This window comes from Pseudomonas sp. PsB (genome assembly GCF_043658375.1).
GTDB classification, from domain to species: Bacteria; Pseudomonadota; Gammaproteobacteria; order Pseudomonadales; family Pseudomonadaceae; genus Aquipseudomonas; species Aquipseudomonas putida_Z.
In genome coordinates, this window is record NZ_JBIGLU010000001.1 from 275250 (window position 1) to 293614 (window position 18365).

Genomic DNA, 18365 nt, shown 5'->3' on the forward strand with positions numbered 1-18365 from the left:
GACTACGTACGCATGCGGGTGATGCGGACCACACCGGTCAGGGTACGCAGCTTCTTGATCACACGCGCCAGGTGCACGCGGTCGTGCACGCTGACCACCAGTTGGACCACGCTGATACGGCCGTCGCGTTCGTCCATGCTGATCTTCTCGATGTTGCCGTCGGCGGCGTTGACACTGCTGGCCAGCAGGGCAATCAGGCCGCGCTGGTGCTCCAGTTCGACACGTAACTCGACATTGAATTCACCGGTGATGTCCTTGGCCCAGGAGAGCTGTACGCACTTCTCCGGGTTGTGGCGGATTTCACTGATGTTGCGGCAGTTTTCCAGGTGCACGACCATGCCCTTGCCGGCTGACAGGTGGCCGACGATCGGGTCGCCCGGGATCGGCGTGCAGCACTTGGCGTAGCTCAGCACCAGGCCTTCGGTACCGCGGATCGCCAGCGGGCCTTCCGGTGCCGGCAACTGCTCGCCTTCGGCCGACAGCAGGCGGCGCGCGACCACGTAGGCCATGCGGTTGCCCAGGCCGATGTCTTCGAGCAGGTCTTCGATCAGCTCCAGGCGGTACTCGGCGAGAATCGCCTGGATACGCTCCTGGGGGATCATCTCAAGGCTGCTGTCGAAGCCGGTGAGCACCTTGTTCAGCAGGCGTTCGCCCAGGCTGATGGACTCGGAGCGGCGCTGTTGCTTGAGCGCGTGGCGGATGTGCGTGCGCGCCTTGCCGGTAACCACGAAGTTGAGCCAGGCCGGGTTCGGCCGTGCGCCCGGGGCGCTGACGATTTCCACCGTCGAGCCGCTTTGCAGCGGTTCGGACAGCGGCGCCAGGCGGCGGTTGATGCGGCAGGCGATGCAGCTGTTGCCGACGTCGGTGTGCACCGCGTAGGCGAAGTCGACCGCCGTGGAGCCTTTGGGCAGCTCCATGATGCGGCCTTTGGGCGTGAACACGTAGACCTCGTCCGGGAACAGGTCGATCTTCACGCTTTCGATGAATTCCAGCGAGTTGCCGGCACGTTGCTGCAGCTCGAGGATGCCCTTGACCCACTGGCGGGCGCGGGCGTGGCTGCCCTTGGGCTGCTCGTCGTCGTTGGATTTGTACAGCCAGTGCGCGGCGATGCCGTTGTTGGCCATCTCTTCCATCTCGCGGGTGCGGATCTGGATCTCGATGGGCACGCCGTGCATGCCGAACAGCGTGGTGTGCAACGACTGGTAGCCGTTGGCCTTGGGGATTGCGATGTAATCCTTGAAGCGACCGGGCAGCGGCTTGTACAGGTTGTGCACCGCACCGAGTACCCGGTAGCAGGTGTCGACCTTGTCGACGACGATGCGGAAGGCGTACACGTCCATGATCTCGTTGAAGGCGCGGCGCTTGCCGCGCATCTTCTTGTAGATGCCATAGAGGTGTTTCTGCCGGCCGCTGACCTCGCCCTCGATGCCGTCGGCGGCCAGGCAGTTGGCCAGCGAATGCTCGATCTTGGCGACGATCTCCTTGCGGTTGCCGCGAGCGCTTTTCACCGCACGGTGGATCAGCGACGAACGCATCGGGTGCATGGCCTTGAAGCCGAGGTCCTCGAACTCCACGCGCACGGTGTGCATGCCCAGGCGGTTGGCGATGGGGGCGTAGATCTCGAGGGTTTCCTTGGCGATGCGCCGGCGTTTTTCGCCGGACAGCACTTCCAGGGTGCGCATGTTGTGCAGGCGGTCGGCCAGCTTGACCAGGATCACGCGGATGTCGCGGGCCATGGCCATGGCCATTTTCTGGAAGTTTTCGGCCTGCGCCTCGGCCTTGGTCTCGAAGTTCATCTGGGTCAGCTTGCTGACCCCATCGACCAGCTCGGCCACGGTCTCGCCAAACTGCTGGCTGAGGGCTTCCTTGGCGATACCGGTATCTTCGATCACGTCGTGCAGCATGGCCGCCATCAAGCTCTGATGGTCCATGTGCATGTCGGCGAGGATGCTGGCCACGGCCAGCGGGTGGGTCACGTAGGGCTCGCCACTGCGGCGGCGCTGCCCATCGTGGGCCTGTTCGGCGTAGAAATAGGCGCGCCGGACCAGGTTGACCTGTTCGGGGCCAAGATAGGTCGACAGCCGTTCGGCCAAGGCTTCTATACCCGGCATGGGTTCACCTCCTGCCGAGGAAGGGGGCCTTGCGCCGTGCGACGTCGACCTGGCATCAATCAGACAGCCTCGTTGTTCTCGTCCTCGAACGCGGCGAACACCGGATCCTCGGTGACGATCTCTTCAGCGGCGATGAACTCGTTGGTGACGATGCCTTCGGCGATTTCACGCAGGGCAACAACGGTCGGCTTGTCGTTTTCCCACGCAACGCGTGGCTCTTTGCCGCCGGTCGCCAGCTGGCGAGCGCGCTTGGTCGAGAGCATGACCAGCTCAAAGCGGTTATCCACGTGTTCCAGGCAGTCTTCAACAGTTACGCGGGCCATGGTCTTCCTCAGTAGCAATTGCGGTGGGCGTGCAGCCCAATAATGGGCAGGCGGACTCGATAGTTTAAAAAATCACCAGCCAATAGGGAAGCGCTGTTTTGTCGGGTGGTTACCTTCAAGCCCTGTGTTGCCTTCTTCGCGGCTGAAGCCGCTCCCACAGGGACCGCATTGTCCTCAGGTTCATCACCGCACCCTGTGGGAGCGGCTTCAGCCGCGAAAAGGCCGGAGCAGACGCTATCAATACTTGAACCTGACGATAACCTCAGAGCATCGCGTCACGCAACCGCGGGGTCAGCTCCTCGAACAGGGTCTGCACCGAGCGCAACGCCCGGCAGTCCGGCCGGGTCAGCAGCCACAGCTGGGTGTCGCAACCCGGCAGCGGCCCGCTCAGCGCATCCACCCCGGGCAGCGCGTGCACCATGTAGTCCGGCAACGCTGCCACGCCGAGCCCGGCCGTGACCAGCTGGGCGATAGTCGACATGCCGCTGCACTGGTAGCGCGGGCTCAAACCCGGGTGCTGCTGGTTGCGCCAGACCACCGTGGGGTGGTCCTGCATCGAGTCGTCGGGGGCGATCCACGGCACGCTGGCAGGTGACTCGGCCAGGCGCTCGCGCCACTGCGGTTGGCCGCAGACCACGTAGGAGGTGGACCCCAGGTTGCGGCCCACCAGGTGCTCCGGCGGCGTGTTGGTCAGGCGCAGGGCAATGTCGGCATCGCGCCGGCTGAGGTTGGCGAAGGTGTTGGAGGTGCCCATCTCCAGCGACAAGGCCGGGTAGTTGGGCATGAACTCGGCCAGCGCCGGCAGCAGCAGGCTGTGCATCACCGCCTCGGTACAGGTCAGGCGCACGGTGCCGCTGACCACCTGCTCGCCACTGGTCATGGCGATGCGCGCCGCCTCCAGCGCCTGCTCGGCGCGTTCGGCCTGCTCGGCCAGGGCCTGGGCGGTGTCGGTCGGCAGGTAGCCTTTGCGGCTCTTGACGAACAAGGCTGTGCCCAGCGCCGACTCCAGCCGGCGGATCGAGCGGAACACCGTCGAAACATCGACCTTGAGCAACTCGGCAGCCTTGGCCAGCGAGCGGCCACGTTCCAGGGCCAGGACCAGGGAGAGGTCGGCATGGGTAATCTGATATTGCATTGGTGCACGCTCTGCTTGCCGAATTGCCAATGTCTGTTGCGTTTTGGCCATTTTATAGTGAAACGGCCCCCGGGAATCAATGCGCCCGGTCGGGTAACCAATCCCCACGATGGGAAAGTGAAAAGAACAACAGCTGCAACCATCGTCGCCCGTGAGGCGCCAGCCGTATCCCCCACATCGCCGCAGCAAATCAAAGGATGTACAGCCATGACGTCGGTAACCCCGTGCGCCAGTTCTTCCAGCGAGATGAATGACTTCCTCCAGGCCCATCCGGACACGCAGTACGTCGACCTGCTGATCTCCGACATGAACGGCGTGGTACGTGGCAAGCGCATCGAGCGGGCCAGCCTGCACAAGGTGTACGAGAAGGGCATCAACCTGCCGGCATCGCTGTTCGCCCTGGACATCAACGGGTCCACCGTCGAGAGCACCGGCCTTGGCCTGGACATCGGCGATGCCGACCGCATCTGCTTCCCGATCCCCGGCACACTGTCGGACGAGCCGTGGCAGAAGCGCCCCACCGCCCAGCTGCTGATGACCATGCACGAACTGGATGGCCAGCCGTTCTTCGCCGACCCGCGCGAAGTACTGCGCCAGGTGGTGAGCAAGTTCGATGACCTGGGCCTGGATATCTGCGCCGCGTTCGAGCTGGAGTTCTACCTGATCGACCAGGACAACCTCAACGGTCGCCCGCAGCCGCCGCGCTCGCCGATTTCCGGCAAGCGCCCGCAGTCGACCCAGGTGTACCTGATCGACGACCTAGATGAATATGCCGACTGCCTGCAGGACATGCTCGAAGCGGCCAAGGAACAAGGCCTGCCCGCCGACGCCATCGTCAAGGAAAGCGCCCCGGCGCAGTTCGAGGTCAACCTGCATCATGTTGCCGACCCGCTGAAGGCCTGCGACTACGCGATCCTGCTCAAGCGCCTGATCAAGAACGTTGCCTACGACCATGAAATGGACACCACCTTCATGGCCAAGCCCTACCCGGGCCAGGCAGGCAATGGCCTGCACGTGCACATTTCGTTGCTGGACAAGAAAACCGGCAAGAACATCTTCGCCAGCGACGACCCGCTGCAAAGCGACGCGCTGCGCCATGCCATCGGTGGTGTGCTGGAGACCATGCCGGCGTCGATGGCCTTCCTCTGCCCGAACATCAACTCCTACCGCCGCTTCGGCGCGCAGTTCTACGTGCCCAATGCGCCAAGCTGGGGCCTGGACAACCGTACCGTGGCGGTGCGCGTGCCCACCGACAGCAGCGACAACGTGCGCCTCGAGCACCGCGTGGCCGGTGCCGACGCCAACCCCTACCTGATGCTCGCGGCGATCCTCGCCGGTGTTCATCACGGCCTGACCAACCAGGTCGAGCCGCAGGCACCGATCGAAGGCAACTCCTACGAGCAGCTGGAGCAGAGCCTGCCGAACAACCTGCGCGATGCCCTGCGCGCGCTGGACGACAGCGAAGTCCTCAACCAATACATCAGCCCGGACTACATCGATATCTTCGTGGCCTGCAAGGAAAGCGAACTGGCCGAGTTCGAAGTGTCGATTTCCGACCTCGAGTACAACTGGTACCTGCACACGGTGTAAGCCCATGAGCGCAAATGCGGTCCCCTTGATCGGTGTCAGCGCCTGCCGCCAGCAGGTGGGGAAGAACTCGTCGCATACGGTAGGCGACAAGTATGTCGAGGCGGCCGGCTTTGCCGGCTTGCCATTGATCCTGCCGGCCCGTGACGGGGGCAGCGACACGCAGGCGCTGCTGGCCCGTCTGCACGGCATTGTTTTTACCGGCTCACCTTCAAATATCGAACCGCATCATTACAATGGCGCCCCCAGCGCGGCGGGTACCCGGCACGATCTGGCACGTGATCGCCTGACCCTGCCGTTGTTGCAGGCGGCCATTGCCGCCGGTGTGCCGGTGTTCTGTATCTGCCGTGGCTACCAGGAATTGAATGTGGCCCTGGGCGGCAGCCTGCACCAGCGCGTGCAGGAACTGCCCGGCTACCTTGACCACCGTGAACCTGAGGACGCACCCCTGGAGGTGCAATACGGCCCTCGTCACCTTGTCGGCATCGAGCCTGGCGGGTTGTTCGAGCGCCTGGGCCTGGCGGCGCAATTCGAGGTCAACTCGCTGCACAGCCAGGGCATCGACCGACTGGCCCCGGGCCTGCGCGTCGAGGCACGGGCCCCGGATGGCCTGATCGAAGCGGTGTCCATGCCGGCGGCGCCGGGCTTTGTGCTCGGCGTGCAGTGGCACCCGGAGTGGCGATTTACCGAAAACCCGGTCTCGCTGCGCCTGTTCCAGGCGTTTCGCGAGGCCTGCATTGCCTACGCAACACGGGAGGGCGCACGGCAGGAGGCATTCTGACGTCACCCGAAGGTCTCGGATGACTTGTTCCCGGCAGCAAGCTTTCAATGAGTGAAAGCGGGCCTTGTACGCAAGGCCTGTGAAAACAATTCCAAAATTTACGGCAAATACTCATGAGCAATTACACAGAAGCCGGCCGCCCACCCGACGTGGCGGCCGACGCGGGCAACACCCAGCGCAGCAAGGGCCTGGCCACCGGCCGGCTGGGCTTGCTGGCCAGCGTGGTGCTGGGCATTTCCACTATCGCCCCGGTCTACACCCTTACCGGTGCCCTTGGCCCGACCGTGCGTGAAGTGGGCGCGCACCTGCCGGCGGTGTTCATCGTCGGCTTCCTGCCGATGCTGCTGGTGGCCTTGGGCTACCGCGAACTGAACTCGGCGGAGCCGGACAGCGGTACTTCGTTTACCTGGTCGGCGCGTGCCTTCGGCCCGATGATCGGCTGGATCGGTGGCTGGGGCCTGGTGGTCGCCACCACCATCGTGTTGTCGAACCTGGCAGGGGTGGCGGTCGACTTCTTCTACCTGTTCCTTGGTCAGATCACCGGCAAGCATGAACTGGCGGCCTTGGCCGACAACCTGCTCATCAACATAACCACCTGTTGCGTGTTCATCGCCCTGGCGGTGTGGATCTGCTGCCGCGGCATGACTACCACCATGACGGTGCAATATGGCTTGGTGGCCCTGCAGTTGCTGGTGCTGATCGGCTTTGCCTTTGCCGCTTTCGGCGAAACCACCGCGCCGCCACCGCTGGAATTCGATTTCGCCTGGTTCAACCCGTTCGGCGTCGAATCGTTCTCGGCCTTTGCCGCCGGGCTGTCGCTGTCGATCTTCATCTTCTGGGGCTGGGACGTGTGCCTGACTGTCAGCGAGGAATCGGTCGGCAGTGACGAGGTGCCGGGCAAGGCGGCCACCTGGACCGTGCTGCTGATCCTCGGCCTGTACCTGTTCACCGCGATTGCCACCCTGCAGTTTGCCGGTATCAGCGAACAAGGCCTGGGCCTGAACAACCCGCGCATCCAGGAAAACGTCTTCGCCCACCTGGCCGGTCCGGTCATGGGGCCGCTGGCGATCCTGATGTCCATCGCCGTGCTGGCCAGCACCGCGGCGTCGCTGCAGTCGACCTTCGTGTCGCCGGCGCGCACCCTGTTGGCCATGGGTTACTACGGTGCGGTGCCGCAGAAGTTCGCCAGCGTCTGCCCTCGTTCGCAGACCCCGCGTTACGCCACCATCTGCGCTGGTGTGGCTGCGGGCCTGTTCTACGTGACCATGCGCACCCTGAGCGAGAACGTGTTGGCGGATACCATCACTGCACTGGGCATGATGATCTGCTTCTACTATTCGCTGACGGCCTTCGCCTGTGTCTGGTACTTCCGCCACAGCCTGTTCGACAGCCTGCGCCACTTCCTGATGCGCGGCTTGTGCCCGCTGGTGGGTGGGGTGATCTTGTCGGTGATCTTCGTGCGTACCGCCATCGACAGCGCCTCGCCGGACTTCGGCAGCGGCTCGCATGTGGGCGGGCTGGGGCTGGTGTTCGTGATCGCCGCGATCATTTCGGTGCTGGGGATCGTGCTGATGATGCTGTCGCGCCTGCGCGCGCCGGCGTACTTCCTGGGGGCTACCCTGCGTCAGCAGGCTACCTTGCCACTGCAGGAATAAGGCTGGGGGCGCTTCGCGCCCCATTCGCAGCACAAGGCTGCTCCTACAATGGCGCGATGTACGCCGTCGATGTAGGAGCAGCCTTGTGCTGCGAATGGGCTGCAAAGCAGCCCCATGCGGTCTTTCAGGAGAGCAGTTCTTTCAGCAGCCCGCTGTTGCGCTGTTGCTGCTTCTTCAGCACCAGGCGGTTCGAGCGGAACACTGCCTTCAAGTCTTCCAGCGCCACGTCGAAGTCATCATTGATGATCACGTAGTCGTACTCGTCGTAGTGCACCATCTCGCTGACCGCTTCTTTCATGCGCCCGGCGATGATCTCTTCGCTGTCCTGCCCGCGGCCATCCAGGCGCTCGCGCAGGGCCTGCTGGCTCGGCGGCAGGATGAACACCGACAAAGCCTCGGGCATCAGCTTGCGTACCTGCTGGGCGCCTTGCCAGTCGATTTCCAGGATCAGGTCATTGCCCTGGTCGAGTACCTCTTGCAGCGCGCTGCGCGAAGTCCCGTAGAAATTGCCGAACACTTCGGCGTGCTCGAGGAAGTCACCCTTGGCGATCAGCCCCTTGAAGTCGTCATGGCTGACGAAGTGGTAGTTCACGCCGTGCTGCTCGCCCGGGCGCATGGCGCGGGTGGTGTGCGAGACCGAGACGCTTACGCGCTTGTCGGCCTTGATCAGGGCGGTGACCAGGCTGGTCTTGCCGGCGCCCGAAGGGGCCGAAACGATGTAGAGGGTGCCGCTGCTGTGGTTCATGGTCGGGGTGGCCTTACTCGATGTTCTGTACTTGTTCACGCATCTGTTCGATCAATACCTTCAGGTTGACCGCCGCTTGCGTGCTGCGTGGGTCGAAGGCCTTGGAGCCGAGGGTGTTGGCCTCGCGGTTGAGTTCCTGCATCAGGAAGTCCAGGCGCCGGCCGGCGGCGCCGCCACCCTTGAGCACTCGGCGCACTTCGGTGACATGGGTGCTGAGGCGGTCGAGTTCCTCGGCCACGTCGCTCTTCTGGGCCAGCAGCACCATCTCCTGCTCCAGGCGCTGCGGGTCGAGTTCGGCCTGCATGTCGCCGAAGCGGTCGAGGATCTTCTGCCGCTGAGCTGCCAGCATTTGCGGCACCAGGGCGCGCAGGGTGGTGACTTCGCTGGCCATGTTGTCCAGGCGTTCGTTGATCAGCCGGGCCAGTTCCTGGCCTTCACGCTGGCGCCCGGCCTTGAGCTCGGCCAGTGCTTCATCGAACAGCGCCATGGCTTCGGTATTCAGTGCCTGCGGGTCGCTGGCGTCGGCCACCAGCACGCCTGGCCACGACAGCACCTCCAGCGGGTTCAGTGGTGCCGGCTGCTTGATCAGGCCAGCCACCTCCTCGGCGGCGGCAACCAGCTGCGCGGCGCGCTCGCGGTCCACCTTCAGCGGTTTGCCGTTGCTGTCTTCGTTGAGGCGCAAGGTGCATTCCACCTTGCCCCGCGACAGGCCCTGGCGCAGGCCTTCACGCACGGCGCCTTCGAGGTCGCGCAGGGCCTCGGGCAGGCGCAGGTGCGGCTCCAGGTAACGGTGGTTGACCGAACGCAGCTCCCAGACCAGGGTGCCTTGGCTGCCGGCGCGCTCGACACGAGCAAAAGCGGTCATGCTGTGCACCATGGGGAGTACCTCGCGTATATGAATGAACGGTGGGAGCCTCTCGGCTGCAAGGCGCAGGATTGTAGCGCAGTGGGGCCTTGGCGCCCAATCCACCCATGTTACCGACGGGTGGCCTGGCCGGCAGGAAAAGGCGACGGGCTGTGTCGGGCGCGACAATAGGCATGTCTTCCCCGGGCCGTGGGCTCTATAATGCTCGGCAGATTCAAAGTCCCAGTACAGGTATCCCAGATGAAACGTCCAAGTGGTCGCGCCGCCGATCAGCTCCGCTCGATCCGCATCACCCGCAACTACACCAAGCACGCCGAAGGGTCGGTACTGGTCGAGTTCGGTGACACCAAGGTCATCTGCACGGTCAGCGTGGAAAACGGTGTGCCGCGCTTCCTCAAAGGCCAGGGCCAAGGCTGGCTGACCGCCGAATACGGCATGCTGCCGCGTTCCACCGGCGAGCGTAACCAGCGCGAAGCCAGCCGTGGCAAGCAGGGTGGCCGCACCCTGGAAATCCAGCGCCTGATCGGCCGTTCGCTGCGCGCCGCGCTGGACATGAGCAAGCTCGGTGACATCACCCTGTACGTCGACTGCGACGTGATCCAGGCCGATGGTGGCACCCGTACCGCGTCCATCACCGGTGCCATGGTCGCCCTGTGCGACGCCCTGGCGGTGATCAAGAAGCGCGGTGGCCTGAAGGCCGGCAACCCGCTCAAGCACATGATCGCCGCAGTGTCGGTGGGCATGTACCAGGGCGAAGCGGTGCTCGACCTGGACTACCTGGAAGACTCCGCCGCCGAAACCGACCTGAACGTGGTCATGACCAGCGCCGGTGGTTTCATCGAAGTGCAGGGTACTGCCGAAGGTGCGCCGTTCCAGCCTGAAGACTTCAACGCCATGCTCGCCCTGGCACAGAAGGGCATGAGCGAGATCTTCGAACTGCAGCAGGCGGCACTGGCCGACTGAACCCAGCCAGGGAGGTGCGGGGCATGAGCGAATCGAACCTGTCGATCACCCCGCCCAATGCCGAAATCCGGCAGTGGGCGATGTTCTGCCACCTCTCCGCGCTGCTGGGCCTGGTGGTGCCGCTCGGGCACTTGCTGGGCCCGCTGGTGCTGTGGCACCTCAAGCGCGAGCAAGACCCTTTCATCGATGCCCAGGGCAAAGAGGCGCTGAACTTTCAGATCAGCGTGACCATTGCCGGGTTCATCTGCTTCCTGCTGATGTTCGTGTTCATCGGGCTGGTGCTGTTCGCCATGCTGATGGTCGCGGTGATGATCCTGATCATCATTGCGGCTGTGCGGGCGAATGAGGGCAAGCCGTATCGCTACCCGATGATCTGGCGGCCGATCAAATAATGCTGGGGCTGCTTTGCAGCCCTATCGCGACACAAGGCCGCTCCTACAAGGGATATGCATTCCCCTGTAGGAGCGGCCTTGTGTCGCGATAGGGCCGCAAAGCGGCCCCATGCCTTCAGATGGTCAACGTCCAGTCATAGTCGACAATCAGCGGCGCATGCTGGGAGAAGCGCGGCTGACGCGGCAGGCGGGCATTGCGCACGAAGCGGCGCAGGCCCGGGGTGAGGATCTGGTAGTCGAACCGGTAGCCCAGGTTGAGCATCTCGGCCTGCTCGTTGTCCGGCCACCAGCTGTACTGGTCGCCCTCACGGCTGACTTCGCGCAGGGCATCGACGTAACCCATCTCGCCTGTGATCGCGTCCATCCAGGCACGCTCCGGCGCCAGGAAGCCCGGCGACTGCTGGCTGTCACGCCAGTTCTTGATATCGAGCTTCTGCTGCGCCACGTAGAACGAGCCGCAGTAGATGTATTCGCGACGCTTGCGACGCTGTTTGTCCAGGTACTTGGCGAAGTCGTCCATCAACTTGAACTTCTGGTTCAAGTCTTCGTCGCCGTTCATACCCGAAGGCAGCAGCAGGCTGGCAATACTGACTTTGTCGAAATCTGCTTGCAGGTAACGCCCGTAGCGGTCGGCTGTCTCGAAGCCCAGGCCGGTGATGACTGCCTTGGGCTGCATGCGCGAATACAGGGCCACACCACCTTGGGCAGGCACCTCCGCGTCGCAGGCATAAAGGAAATAGCCATCGAGCTGGAAAGCTGGGTCATCGAGTTCAAAGGCCGAGGCGCGGGTATCCTGAAGGCAGATGACGTCGGCATTCTGGGCTTGCAGCCAGCTGAGCAAACCACGCTCGGCCGCAGCCTGAATGCCATTTACGTTCACACTGATGATCCGCATAAATGGCCCCAAAAATCTCGTGCGTGTATGATACCCGAGCTCAACCCATTTAGCTAAATCCGTGGTGTCCGGGACTATCCATGCAGCCGTATCAGCGCGACTTCATCCGTTTTGCCATCGATCGCGGGGTACTGCGTTTCGGTGAATTCACCCTGAAATCGGGGCGTACCAGCCCGTATTTCTTCAATGCCGGCCTGTTCAACACCGGTTCCGCCCTGGCCGAATTGGGCCGTTGCTATGCCGCAGCCATCGTCGACAGCAAGATCCCGTTCGATGTGCTGTTCGGCCCGGCTTACAAAGGTATCCCGCTGGCAGCGACTACTGCCGTGGCCCTTGCCGATCAGCATCAGCTCGACGTGCCATGGTGCTTCAACCGCAAGGAAGCCAAGGACCACGGTGAAGGTGGCAGCCTGGTCGGTGCCCCGCTGGCCGGTGACGTGCTGATCATCGACGACGTGATCACCGCCGGTACCGCCATTCGTGAGGTCATGCAGATCATCAATGCCCAGCAGGCCAAGGCCGCTGGCGTGCTGATCGCGCTGAACCGCGAAGAGCGCGGCAATGGCGAGCTGTCGGCGATCCAGGAAGTGGAGCGTGACTTCGGTATCCCTGTGGTCAGCATCGTTTCGCTGACCCAGGTGCTGGAGTTCCTGGCCGATGACCCACAGCTGAAGCAGCATCTGCCAGCTGTCGAGGCTTACCGGGCGCAGTACGGTATCTGATCCGGGCCCGGAAATGAAAAAGGCGACCTTCTTGTGAAGGTCGCCTTTTTTTGTCGCCGGTTTCGGCCCTGTCGCAGGCAATTCCTCGAAGGGGGCCGGAACAGGCCGGACTCAGTCGGTGCCGTACTTGGGCGACCGTGGCCCATAGAGGATGCCGCCGTTCGGGTGCGGCGTCAGCAGGCGTGCGCTGGTCATGCCAGCGATCGGGTAACCTGCATCATCCTGCACACTGCTGATGATCTGGTTGACCGCCGCAACGATCAGCATGCCGATGATGCCGCCCTGGTTCTGCTGGTTTTCCTGGCTGGAGGCAGTGGCGCTGCCAGTCCACAAGGTGGTACCGGTCTTCAGGTCGACCAGCTTGGCATTGGCGGTGACGATGGTCGCACTGCTAAGCACCATGTAGCGGGTGCCGTAGTCCGATACCGTGACGTACAGGCCGGCGTCGGCGCCAAAGATCTCATTCAGCTTGGTCGTCGGTAGCTGGTGGATGTCGGCTGGCGTGGTCATGCCGTTTTGGCGGAAGGTCTCGTCCACCAGCGCCACCGGCATTACATAGTAGCCGGCCTCGGCCAGCGGGTAGGTCACCTGCGACAGCATGCTGTAGCTCGCCTTCACATCGGGCGACTCGTTCAGTGGCGGCAGGATCAGGATCGACTTCGGGCGGCTCTGTTTGTAAGCCGAGTAGTCGATGGTCTTGCGCTCGGCGCAGCCCGCGAACAGGGCCAGCACGCAGGCGCCGACGACAAGGCGGCTAAGGCGCTTGATCATTGCTTGACCCCCTTGGTGGCGTTGCTTAGCAGAAAGTCCATGTACGCCGCCGACTCCGGGAAGAGCGCCTTCTCGGTGCGGAATTGCTGGATCATCTGGTCATCCTTGCCCAGGCTGGAATACAGCAGGCCCAACTGCGCATGGTAGCCAGGCGGGACGGCGCCATTCTTGGCCTTGATCTTTTCCAGGTCGCGCTCCAGCGCAATGACCTGTTCTTCTTTCGAATCGCCTTTGAGGTAGCCATAAACCTGGGGTTGATAGCTTTCCCATTGGTACAGCGGCTTGGGCGCATTGCAGCCGGCCAGCAAGACGCTGCCCAACACAAGGCCAGCGCAGATGCGCATAGCCGGGAGGGTGATGCTCATGGGAGGGGTCCTTCCTGGAAAAATCTTTTACTGGGCCTTTGGATTCCATTGGCCGTTTTCGACAGCGTTCACCAATTTGTTCACGGCTTCGCGCATGGCCAGGTCGAGAACCTTGCCGTTGAGCGTCGAGTCGTAGCTGGCGGTGCCGCCGAAACCGATGATTTCGCGGTTGGACAACGCGTATTCACCTGCCCCCTGGCTCGAGTAGACGACTTCGGAGGTGCTGATGTTGACGATGTTCAACGCCACCTTGGCGTAGGCGATCTGGGTCTTGCCACGGCCGAGGATGCCAAACAGTTGGTGGTCGCCGACTTCCTTGCGGCCGAACTCGGTGACATCGCCTGTTACCACGAAGTCCGCACCTTTCAGGCGTTGTGCCTGGCCCTTGATTGCGGCTTCCTGCTGGATCTCGCTCATGTTGTCGCGATCGAGCACGTTGAAGCGGTTGGTCTGCTGCAGGTGGGTGATGAGGATGGTCTTGGCCTGGCCGCCGAGGCGGTCGACGCCATCGGAGAAGATACCGCGCATGTAGCTGGAGCGGTTGTCGAACTTGCCTACGGCAATCGGCGCGCGCGCGCCGCTGTAGGGGCGGCTTACGCTTTCGACCTGTTGTACGGCAACAGCGGTGGAGGTTTCGGTGGCACAGCCGGCGATGGACCCGACAGCCAGGGCGGCTGCCAGCACGAGTCCGTGTGATGCGTATTTCACGCGTGTACTCCAGATGGATAGTGGCAATTTGCAGTGAGCCTGCATATTGCCACGTTGTATCGGCTGCTGGTCAGGAATCTTATGATCGAACCTGAATTGACCGCCTTGCACCACCTGTCCGCGTACATCGGGCTGAAAGCACAGCGGGCCAGCCGCCGTGTATTACAGCCGGATCAGTGACGCTTGCGGTTGGTAATCAGGGTACCCACGCCGCTGTCGGTGAAGATCTCCAGCAGCACCGCATTCGGCACGCGGCCGTCGATGATGTGCGAGCTGTTGACACCGCCCTGCACCGCATCCAGCGCGCACTTGATCTTCGGCAGCATGCCGCCGTAGATGGTGCCGTCGGCGATCAGTTCGTTGACCTGCTCGGTGGTCAGGCCGGTCAGTACTTCGCCCTGCTTGTCCATCAGGCCGGCGATGTTGGTCAGCAGCATCAGCTTCTCGGCCTTCAGCGCTTCGGCTACCTTGCCTGCCACCAGGTCGGCGTTGATGTTGTACGACTCACCATTGGCACCCACGCCGATCGGTGCGATCACCGGGATGAAGTCGCCCTTCACCAGCATGTTCAGCAGGTCGGTGTTCACGCTTACCACTTCGCCAACGTGGCCGATGTCGATGATTTCCGGGGTGGTCATCTCGGGCGTCTGGCGGCTGACGGTCAGCTTGCGGGCGCGGATCAGCTCCGCGTCCTTGCCGGTCAGGCCGATTGCGCTGCCGCCGTGGCGGTTGATCAGGTTGACGATGTCCTTGTTGACCTGGCCACCCAGCACCATCTCCACCACGTCCATGGTCGCCGAGTCGGTGACGCGCATGCCGTCGATGAAGTGGCTTTCGATCGACAGGCGCTTGAGCAGGTCGCCGATCTGCGGGCCACCACCGTGGACCACCACCGGGTTGATGCCCACAGCCTTCATCAGCACGATGTCACGGGCGAAGCCGGTCTTGAGCTCCTCGCTCTCCATCGCGTTGCCGCCGTACTTGATCACCAGGGTCTTGCCGACAAAGCGGCGGATGTAAGGCAGTGCTTCGGACAAAACCTCGGCTACATGGGAAGCGGCATCGCGATCGAGGGTCATGCAGGGCTCCTGTAAGGAACAGATAGTCGGTCAGAACGGCAGTTGCAGCTCAGGCTCAACCCGCAGCAACTGAGTACGGAAAACATCCTTGATACGTTGCAATTCGGCGTCGCTGTCGGCCTCGAAGCGCAGCACCAGCACCGGGGTGGTGTTGGAGGCGCGAACCAGGCCCCAGCCGTGCGCGTAATCCACCCGCACACCGTCGATGGTGGTCAGGTTGGCTTCGCCCCAGTCGGCGTCGCGTTGCAGTGCATCAATGATGCTGAATTTACCCTCGTCGGTCACATCAATATTGATTTCCGGCGTGGAAATATCGTTCGGGAACGCGGCGAACAGGTTTTCGGCGCTCTGCCCGGCCTTGCTGAGGATCTCCAGCAGGCGCACGGCGCTATAGATGCCGTCGTCGAAACCGTACCAGCGTTCCTTGATGAAGATGTGACCGCTCATCTCGCCGGCCAGCAGCGAGCCGGTCTGCTTCATCTTCTTCTTGATCAGCGAGTGACCGGTCTTCCACATCAGAGCGCGGCCGCCGTGCTGCTCGATCAGCGGGGTCAGGCGACGGGTGCATTTGACGTCGAAGATGATCTCGGCGCCCGGGTTGCGCGACAGCACGTCCTGGGCAAACAGCATCAGCAGGCGGTCGGGGTAGACGATGCTGCCGGTGTTGGTCACCACGCCGACGCGGTCGCCGTCACCGTCGAAGGCCAGGCCGATATCGGCGCCGGTTTCCTTGACCTTGGCGATCAGGTCTTCGAGGTTTTCCGGCTTGCCCGGGTCCGGATGGTGGTTGGGGAAGTTGCCGTCGACTTCGCAGAACAGCGGGATCACTTCGCAGCCCAGGGCTTCGATCAGTTGCGGCGCGACCACGCCGGCGGCACCGTTGCCGCAGTCCACGACCACCTTGAGCTTCCTGGCCAGCTTCACGTCCTCGACGATCTGCTGGAAGTAGCGGTCAAGGATCTCGACCTTTTCCACGCGGCCTTCGGCGCGGGTCAGGTCGTTGGTTTTCAGGCGCGTCAGCAGGGCCTGGATCTGTTCGTTGGCCAGGGTATCGCCAGCGATGACGATCTTGAAGCCGTTGTAGTCCGACGGGTTGTGGCTGCCGGTCAGCATCACACCGGACTTGCCGGCCAGCACGTTGGCTGCGTAGTACAGCGCCGGGGTGGGTACCAGGCCGACGTCGCTGACTTGGCAGCCGGCATCGACCAGGCCCTTGATCAGCTGTTCGACCAGCATCGGGCCGGACAGGCGGCCATCGCGGCCGACCGAAACCTGCGGTTCGCCCTGGGCCAGGCTCTGCGCGCCGATGGCGCGGCCGATCCAGTAGGCGGTTTCGGCGTGAAGGGTTTTGCCGACCACGCCGCGAATGTCATACGCGCGGAAAATGCTGTCTGGCAGTGCGGCGGGTACCAGGTGGGCCATGTCGTTCATCTCTGGAAGCTCCATTAGTCAAAGGCTTTCTGGGCAGGCGCAAACTGAACGCTTGGACGGTGGTTTCGCCAGAGAGTTCGCCATCCTTGGCCTGAACGGTCATTTCTCGGCTCAGTGGCTGCCGGAATGGCCGAAGCCGCCAGCACCGCGCTGGCTTTCATCGAACGCTTCGACGATGTCGAAATGGGCCTGTACCACCGGTACCAGCACCAGCTGGGCAATGCGCTCGCCAACGGCGATGGTGAACGGGGTGTTGCCGCGGTTCCAGCACGACACCATCAACTCGCCCTGGTAGTCCGAGTCGATCAGCCCGACCAGGTTGCCCAGCACGATGCCGTGCTTATGGCCCAGGCCCGAGCGCGGCAGGATCACCGCCGCCAGGCCCGGGTCGCCGATGTAGATCGACAGGCCGGTGGGGATCAGCAGGGTCTGGCCTGGCTCGAGGACGGTGTCTTCCTTGAGCAGGGCGCGCAGGTCCAGGCCGGCGGAGCCGGGGGTGGCGTACTGCGGCAGGGGGAATTCGGTGCCCAGGCGTGGGTCGAGGATCTTGGCTTGAAGAGCGTGCATGTAACTTATTGAACCTGATTGAGCCGTTCGGCGATGAAGGCGACCAGTTGCCGGGCAATCTTGCCCTTGCTGGTCTGCGCGAAGAGGGTCTGGTGCTGCTGGCGGTCGATCACGGTCAAGGCGTTTTCCTCGCTGTTGAAGCCGATGCTGGGGTTGGCCACATCATTGGCGACGATCAGGTCGAGGTTCTTGTCCTTGAGCTTGCGCGTGGCGTAATCGAGCAAGTGTTCGGTCTCGGCGGCGAAACCGACGCTGAACGGGCGGTCGGCGCGGCCAGCGATGGTGGCAAGGATATCGGGATTGCGCACCATCTGCAGCAGCATGCCGTCGCCGGTCGTAGGATCTTTCTTCAATTTTTGCGTGGCAACGACTTCCGGGCGGTAGTCCGCAACCGCCGCAGAGGCGATGAACAGGTCGCACGGCATGGCCGCTTCACAGGCCGCGAGCATGTCCCGCGCGCTGACCACGTCGATACGGCTGACCCGGTCGGGGGTTGGCAGGTGCACCGGGCCAGTGACGAGGGTCACCCGAGCCCCGGCTTCGGCGGCCGCTTCGGCCAAGGCGAAGCCCATCTTGCCGGAGCTATGATTGGTGATGTAGCGCACCGGGTCGATGTTTTCCTGGGTCGGGCCGGCGGTGATCAGCACGTGCTTGCCGGTCAGTGCCTGGCGCTTGAAGCTTTCCGCGGCACACCAGGCCAGGTCGGTGGCTTCGAGCATGCGGCCCAGGCCGACATCGCCACAGGCTTGGCTACCGGACGCCGGGCCGAACACCTGGATGCCACGGCTCTTGAGCAGTTCGAGGTTGGCCTGGGTGGCCGGGTCGCGCCACATGGCCTGGTTCATGGCCGGGGCCACGGCAACGGTGGCATCGGTAGCCAGCACCAGGGTGGTCAGCAGGTCGTCGGCCATGCCTTGGGCCATGCGCGCCATGAGGTCGGCGGTGGCCGGGGCGATCAGCACCAGGTCGGCCCATTTGGCCAGTTCGATGTGGCCCATGGCCGCTTCGGCGGCAGGGTCGAGCAGGTCCATGTGCACCGGGTGGCCCGACAGCGCCTGCAGGGTCAGCGGGGTGATGAACTCTGCACCACCACGGGTCATGACGACGCGCACCTGCGCGCCGTGCTCCAGGAGTCGGCGAATCAGTTCGGCGCTTTTGTAGGCGGCAATGCCGCCACCCACGCCGAGAACGATGCGCTTGCGATACAGCCGCTGCATAGGCTTGCCTTTTTCCAGTGAGAGCGGGCGGCGACGTTTGAAAATGCCTGCGG

18 protein-coding genes and 1 pseudogene are annotated in these 18365 nt (G+C 63.3%); 6 read left to right on the plus strand and 13 right to left on the minus strand.

Annotation, left to right across the window (positions count from 1 at the left end):
- Window positions 1-2: 2 nt before the first annotated feature.
- From spoT to ACGLHT_RS01325, 3 genes are all read right to left on the minus strand, one after another.
- Window positions 3-2111, minus strand: a complete 2109-nt coding sequence (gene spoT, locus ACGLHT_RS01315) for a bifunctional GTP diphosphokinase/guanosine-3',5'-bis pyrophosphate 3'-pyrophosphohydrolase (protein WP_013974799.1) — start codon at window positions 2109-2111, stop codon at window positions 3-5.
- A gap of 59 nt (window positions 2112-2170) precedes the next feature.
- Window positions 2171-2434 (minus strand): DNA-directed RNA polymerase subunit omega, encoded by a 264-nt coding sequence (rpoZ, locus tag ACGLHT_RS01320; protein WP_003253383.1) that lies wholly within the window; start codon window positions 2432-2434, stop codon window positions 2171-2173.
- A gap of 262 nt (window positions 2435-2696) precedes the next feature.
- Window positions 2697-3569: a LysR family transcriptional regulator gene (locus tag ACGLHT_RS01325; protein ID WP_013974798.1), complete on the minus strand. Its 873-nt coding sequence runs from the start codon at window positions 3567-3569 to the stop codon at window positions 2697-2699.
- 207 nt (window positions 3570-3776) lie between these two features.
- Here ACGLHT_RS01325 and ACGLHT_RS01330 point away from each other — a divergent pair, with 207 nt between their 5' ends.
- The 3 genes from ACGLHT_RS01330 (at window position 3777) to ACGLHT_RS01340 (ending at window position 7592) form a co-directional block, all read left to right on the plus strand.
- Complete coding sequence (locus tag ACGLHT_RS01330; protein WP_015272334.1) at window positions 3777-5159, plus strand: glutamine synthetase family protein; 1383 nt, start codon at window positions 3777-3779, stop codon at window positions 5157-5159.
- Between the two features lie 4 nt (window positions 5160-5163).
- Window positions 5164-5937 carry a gamma-glutamyl-gamma-aminobutyrate hydrolase family protein gene (locus ACGLHT_RS01335; RefSeq protein ID WP_046613698.1) on the plus strand — a complete coding sequence of 258 codons (774 nt, stop codon included), beginning with the start codon at window positions 5164-5166 and terminating at the stop codon, window positions 5935-5937.
- Window positions 5938-6050: 113 nt separating this feature from the next.
- The gene (locus ACGLHT_RS01340; protein ID WP_013974795.1) at window positions 6051-7592 is read left to right on the plus strand and encodes an APC family permease; all 1542 of its coding nucleotides are present in this window, start codon (window positions 6051-6053) and stop codon (window positions 7590-7592) included.
- A 124-nt stretch (window positions 7593-7716) separates the two neighbouring features.
- Here the strand turns inward: ACGLHT_RS01340 and gmk are convergent, their stop codons facing one another.
- Together gmk and ACGLHT_RS01350 are read right to left on the minus strand one after the other, a co-directional pair.
- Entirely contained in the window at window positions 7717-8337 is a 621-nt protein-coding gene (gmk, locus tag ACGLHT_RS01345; protein WP_085588808.1) for a guanylate kinase, read from the minus strand.
- Window positions 8338-8350: 13 nt separating this feature from the next.
- A complete protein-coding gene (locus ACGLHT_RS01350) occupies window positions 8351-9214 on the minus strand; it encodes a YicC/YloC family endoribonuclease (protein ID WP_025341114.1) in 864 nt (287 codons plus the stop codon).
- A gap of 228 nt (window positions 9215-9442) precedes the next feature.
- On the opposite strand from ACGLHT_RS01350, the gene rph reads away from it, so the two are divergent.
- Both rph and ACGLHT_RS01360 read left to right on the plus strand, forming a co-directional pair.
- Window positions 9443-10165 (plus strand): ribonuclease PH, encoded by a 723-nt coding sequence (gene rph / locus ACGLHT_RS01355; RefSeq protein WP_013974792.1) that lies wholly within the window; start codon window positions 9443-9445, stop codon window positions 10163-10165.
- A 23-nt stretch (window positions 10166-10188) separates the two neighbouring features.
- Entirely contained in the window at window positions 10189-10557 is a 369-nt protein-coding gene (locus ACGLHT_RS01360) for a DUF4870 domain-containing protein (protein WP_003258195.1), read from the plus strand.
- A gap of 115 nt (window positions 10558-10672) precedes the next feature.
- Here ACGLHT_RS01360 and ACGLHT_RS01365 read toward each other — a convergent pair whose 3' ends face one another.
- Window positions 10673-11452, minus strand: a complete 780-nt coding sequence (locus ACGLHT_RS01365; protein ID WP_003253401.1) for an exodeoxyribonuclease III — start codon at window positions 11450-11452, stop codon at window positions 10673-10675.
- A gap of 80 nt (window positions 11453-11532) precedes the next feature.
- Here ACGLHT_RS01365 and pyrE point away from each other — a divergent pair, with 80 nt between their 5' ends.
- The gene (gene pyrE, locus ACGLHT_RS01370) at window positions 11533-12174 is read left to right on the plus strand and encodes an orotate phosphoribosyltransferase (protein WP_003253405.1); all 642 of its coding nucleotides are present in this window, start codon (window positions 11533-11535) and stop codon (window positions 12172-12174) included.
- Window positions 12175-12285: 111 nt separating this feature from the next.
- On the opposite strand, the gene ACGLHT_RS01375 is transcribed toward pyrE, so the two are convergent.
- The 7 genes and pseudogenes from ACGLHT_RS01375 to coaBC form a co-directional block, all read right to left on the minus strand.
- A complete protein-coding gene (locus ACGLHT_RS01375) occupies window positions 12286-12945 on the minus strand; it encodes a DUF799 domain-containing protein (protein WP_025341113.1) in 660 nt (219 codons plus the stop codon).
- Window positions 12942-13310 (minus strand): DUF4810 domain-containing protein, encoded by a 369-nt coding sequence (locus tag ACGLHT_RS01380; protein WP_274119873.1) that lies wholly within the window; start codon window positions 13308-13310, stop codon window positions 12942-12944. The genes ACGLHT_RS01375 and ACGLHT_RS01380 overlap by 4 nt, the downstream gene beginning before the upstream one ends.
- A 27-nt stretch (window positions 13311-13337) precedes the next feature.
- Window positions 13338-14018 (minus strand): CsgG/HfaB family protein, encoded by a 681-nt coding sequence (locus ACGLHT_RS01385; protein WP_025341111.1) that lies wholly within the window; start codon window positions 14016-14018, stop codon window positions 13338-13340.
- A gap of 173 nt (window positions 14019-14191) precedes the next feature.
- The gene (gene argB, locus ACGLHT_RS01390) at window positions 14192-15097 is read right to left on the minus strand and encodes an acetylglutamate kinase (protein ID WP_025341110.1); all 906 of its coding nucleotides are present in this window, start codon (window positions 15095-15097) and stop codon (window positions 14192-14194) included.
- 30 nt (window positions 15098-15127) lie between these two features.
- Window positions 15128-16495: pseudogene (locus tag ACGLHT_RS01395) on the minus strand (phosphomannomutase/phosphoglucomutase); the annotation flags it as partial.
- 144 nt (window positions 16496-16639) lie between these two features.
- Complete coding sequence (gene dut, locus ACGLHT_RS01400) at window positions 16640-17095, minus strand: dUTP diphosphatase (RefSeq protein WP_015272329.1); 456 nt, start codon at window positions 17093-17095, stop codon at window positions 16640-16642.
- 5 nt (window positions 17096-17100) lie between these two features.
- Window positions 17101-18312: a bifunctional phosphopantothenoylcysteine decarboxylase/phosphopantothenate--cysteine ligase CoaBC gene (coaBC, locus tag ACGLHT_RS01405; RefSeq protein ID WP_003253409.1), complete on the minus strand. Its 1212-nt coding sequence runs from the start codon at window positions 18310-18312 to the stop codon at window positions 17101-17103.
- Between the last annotated feature and the right edge of the window lie 53 nt (window positions 18313-18365).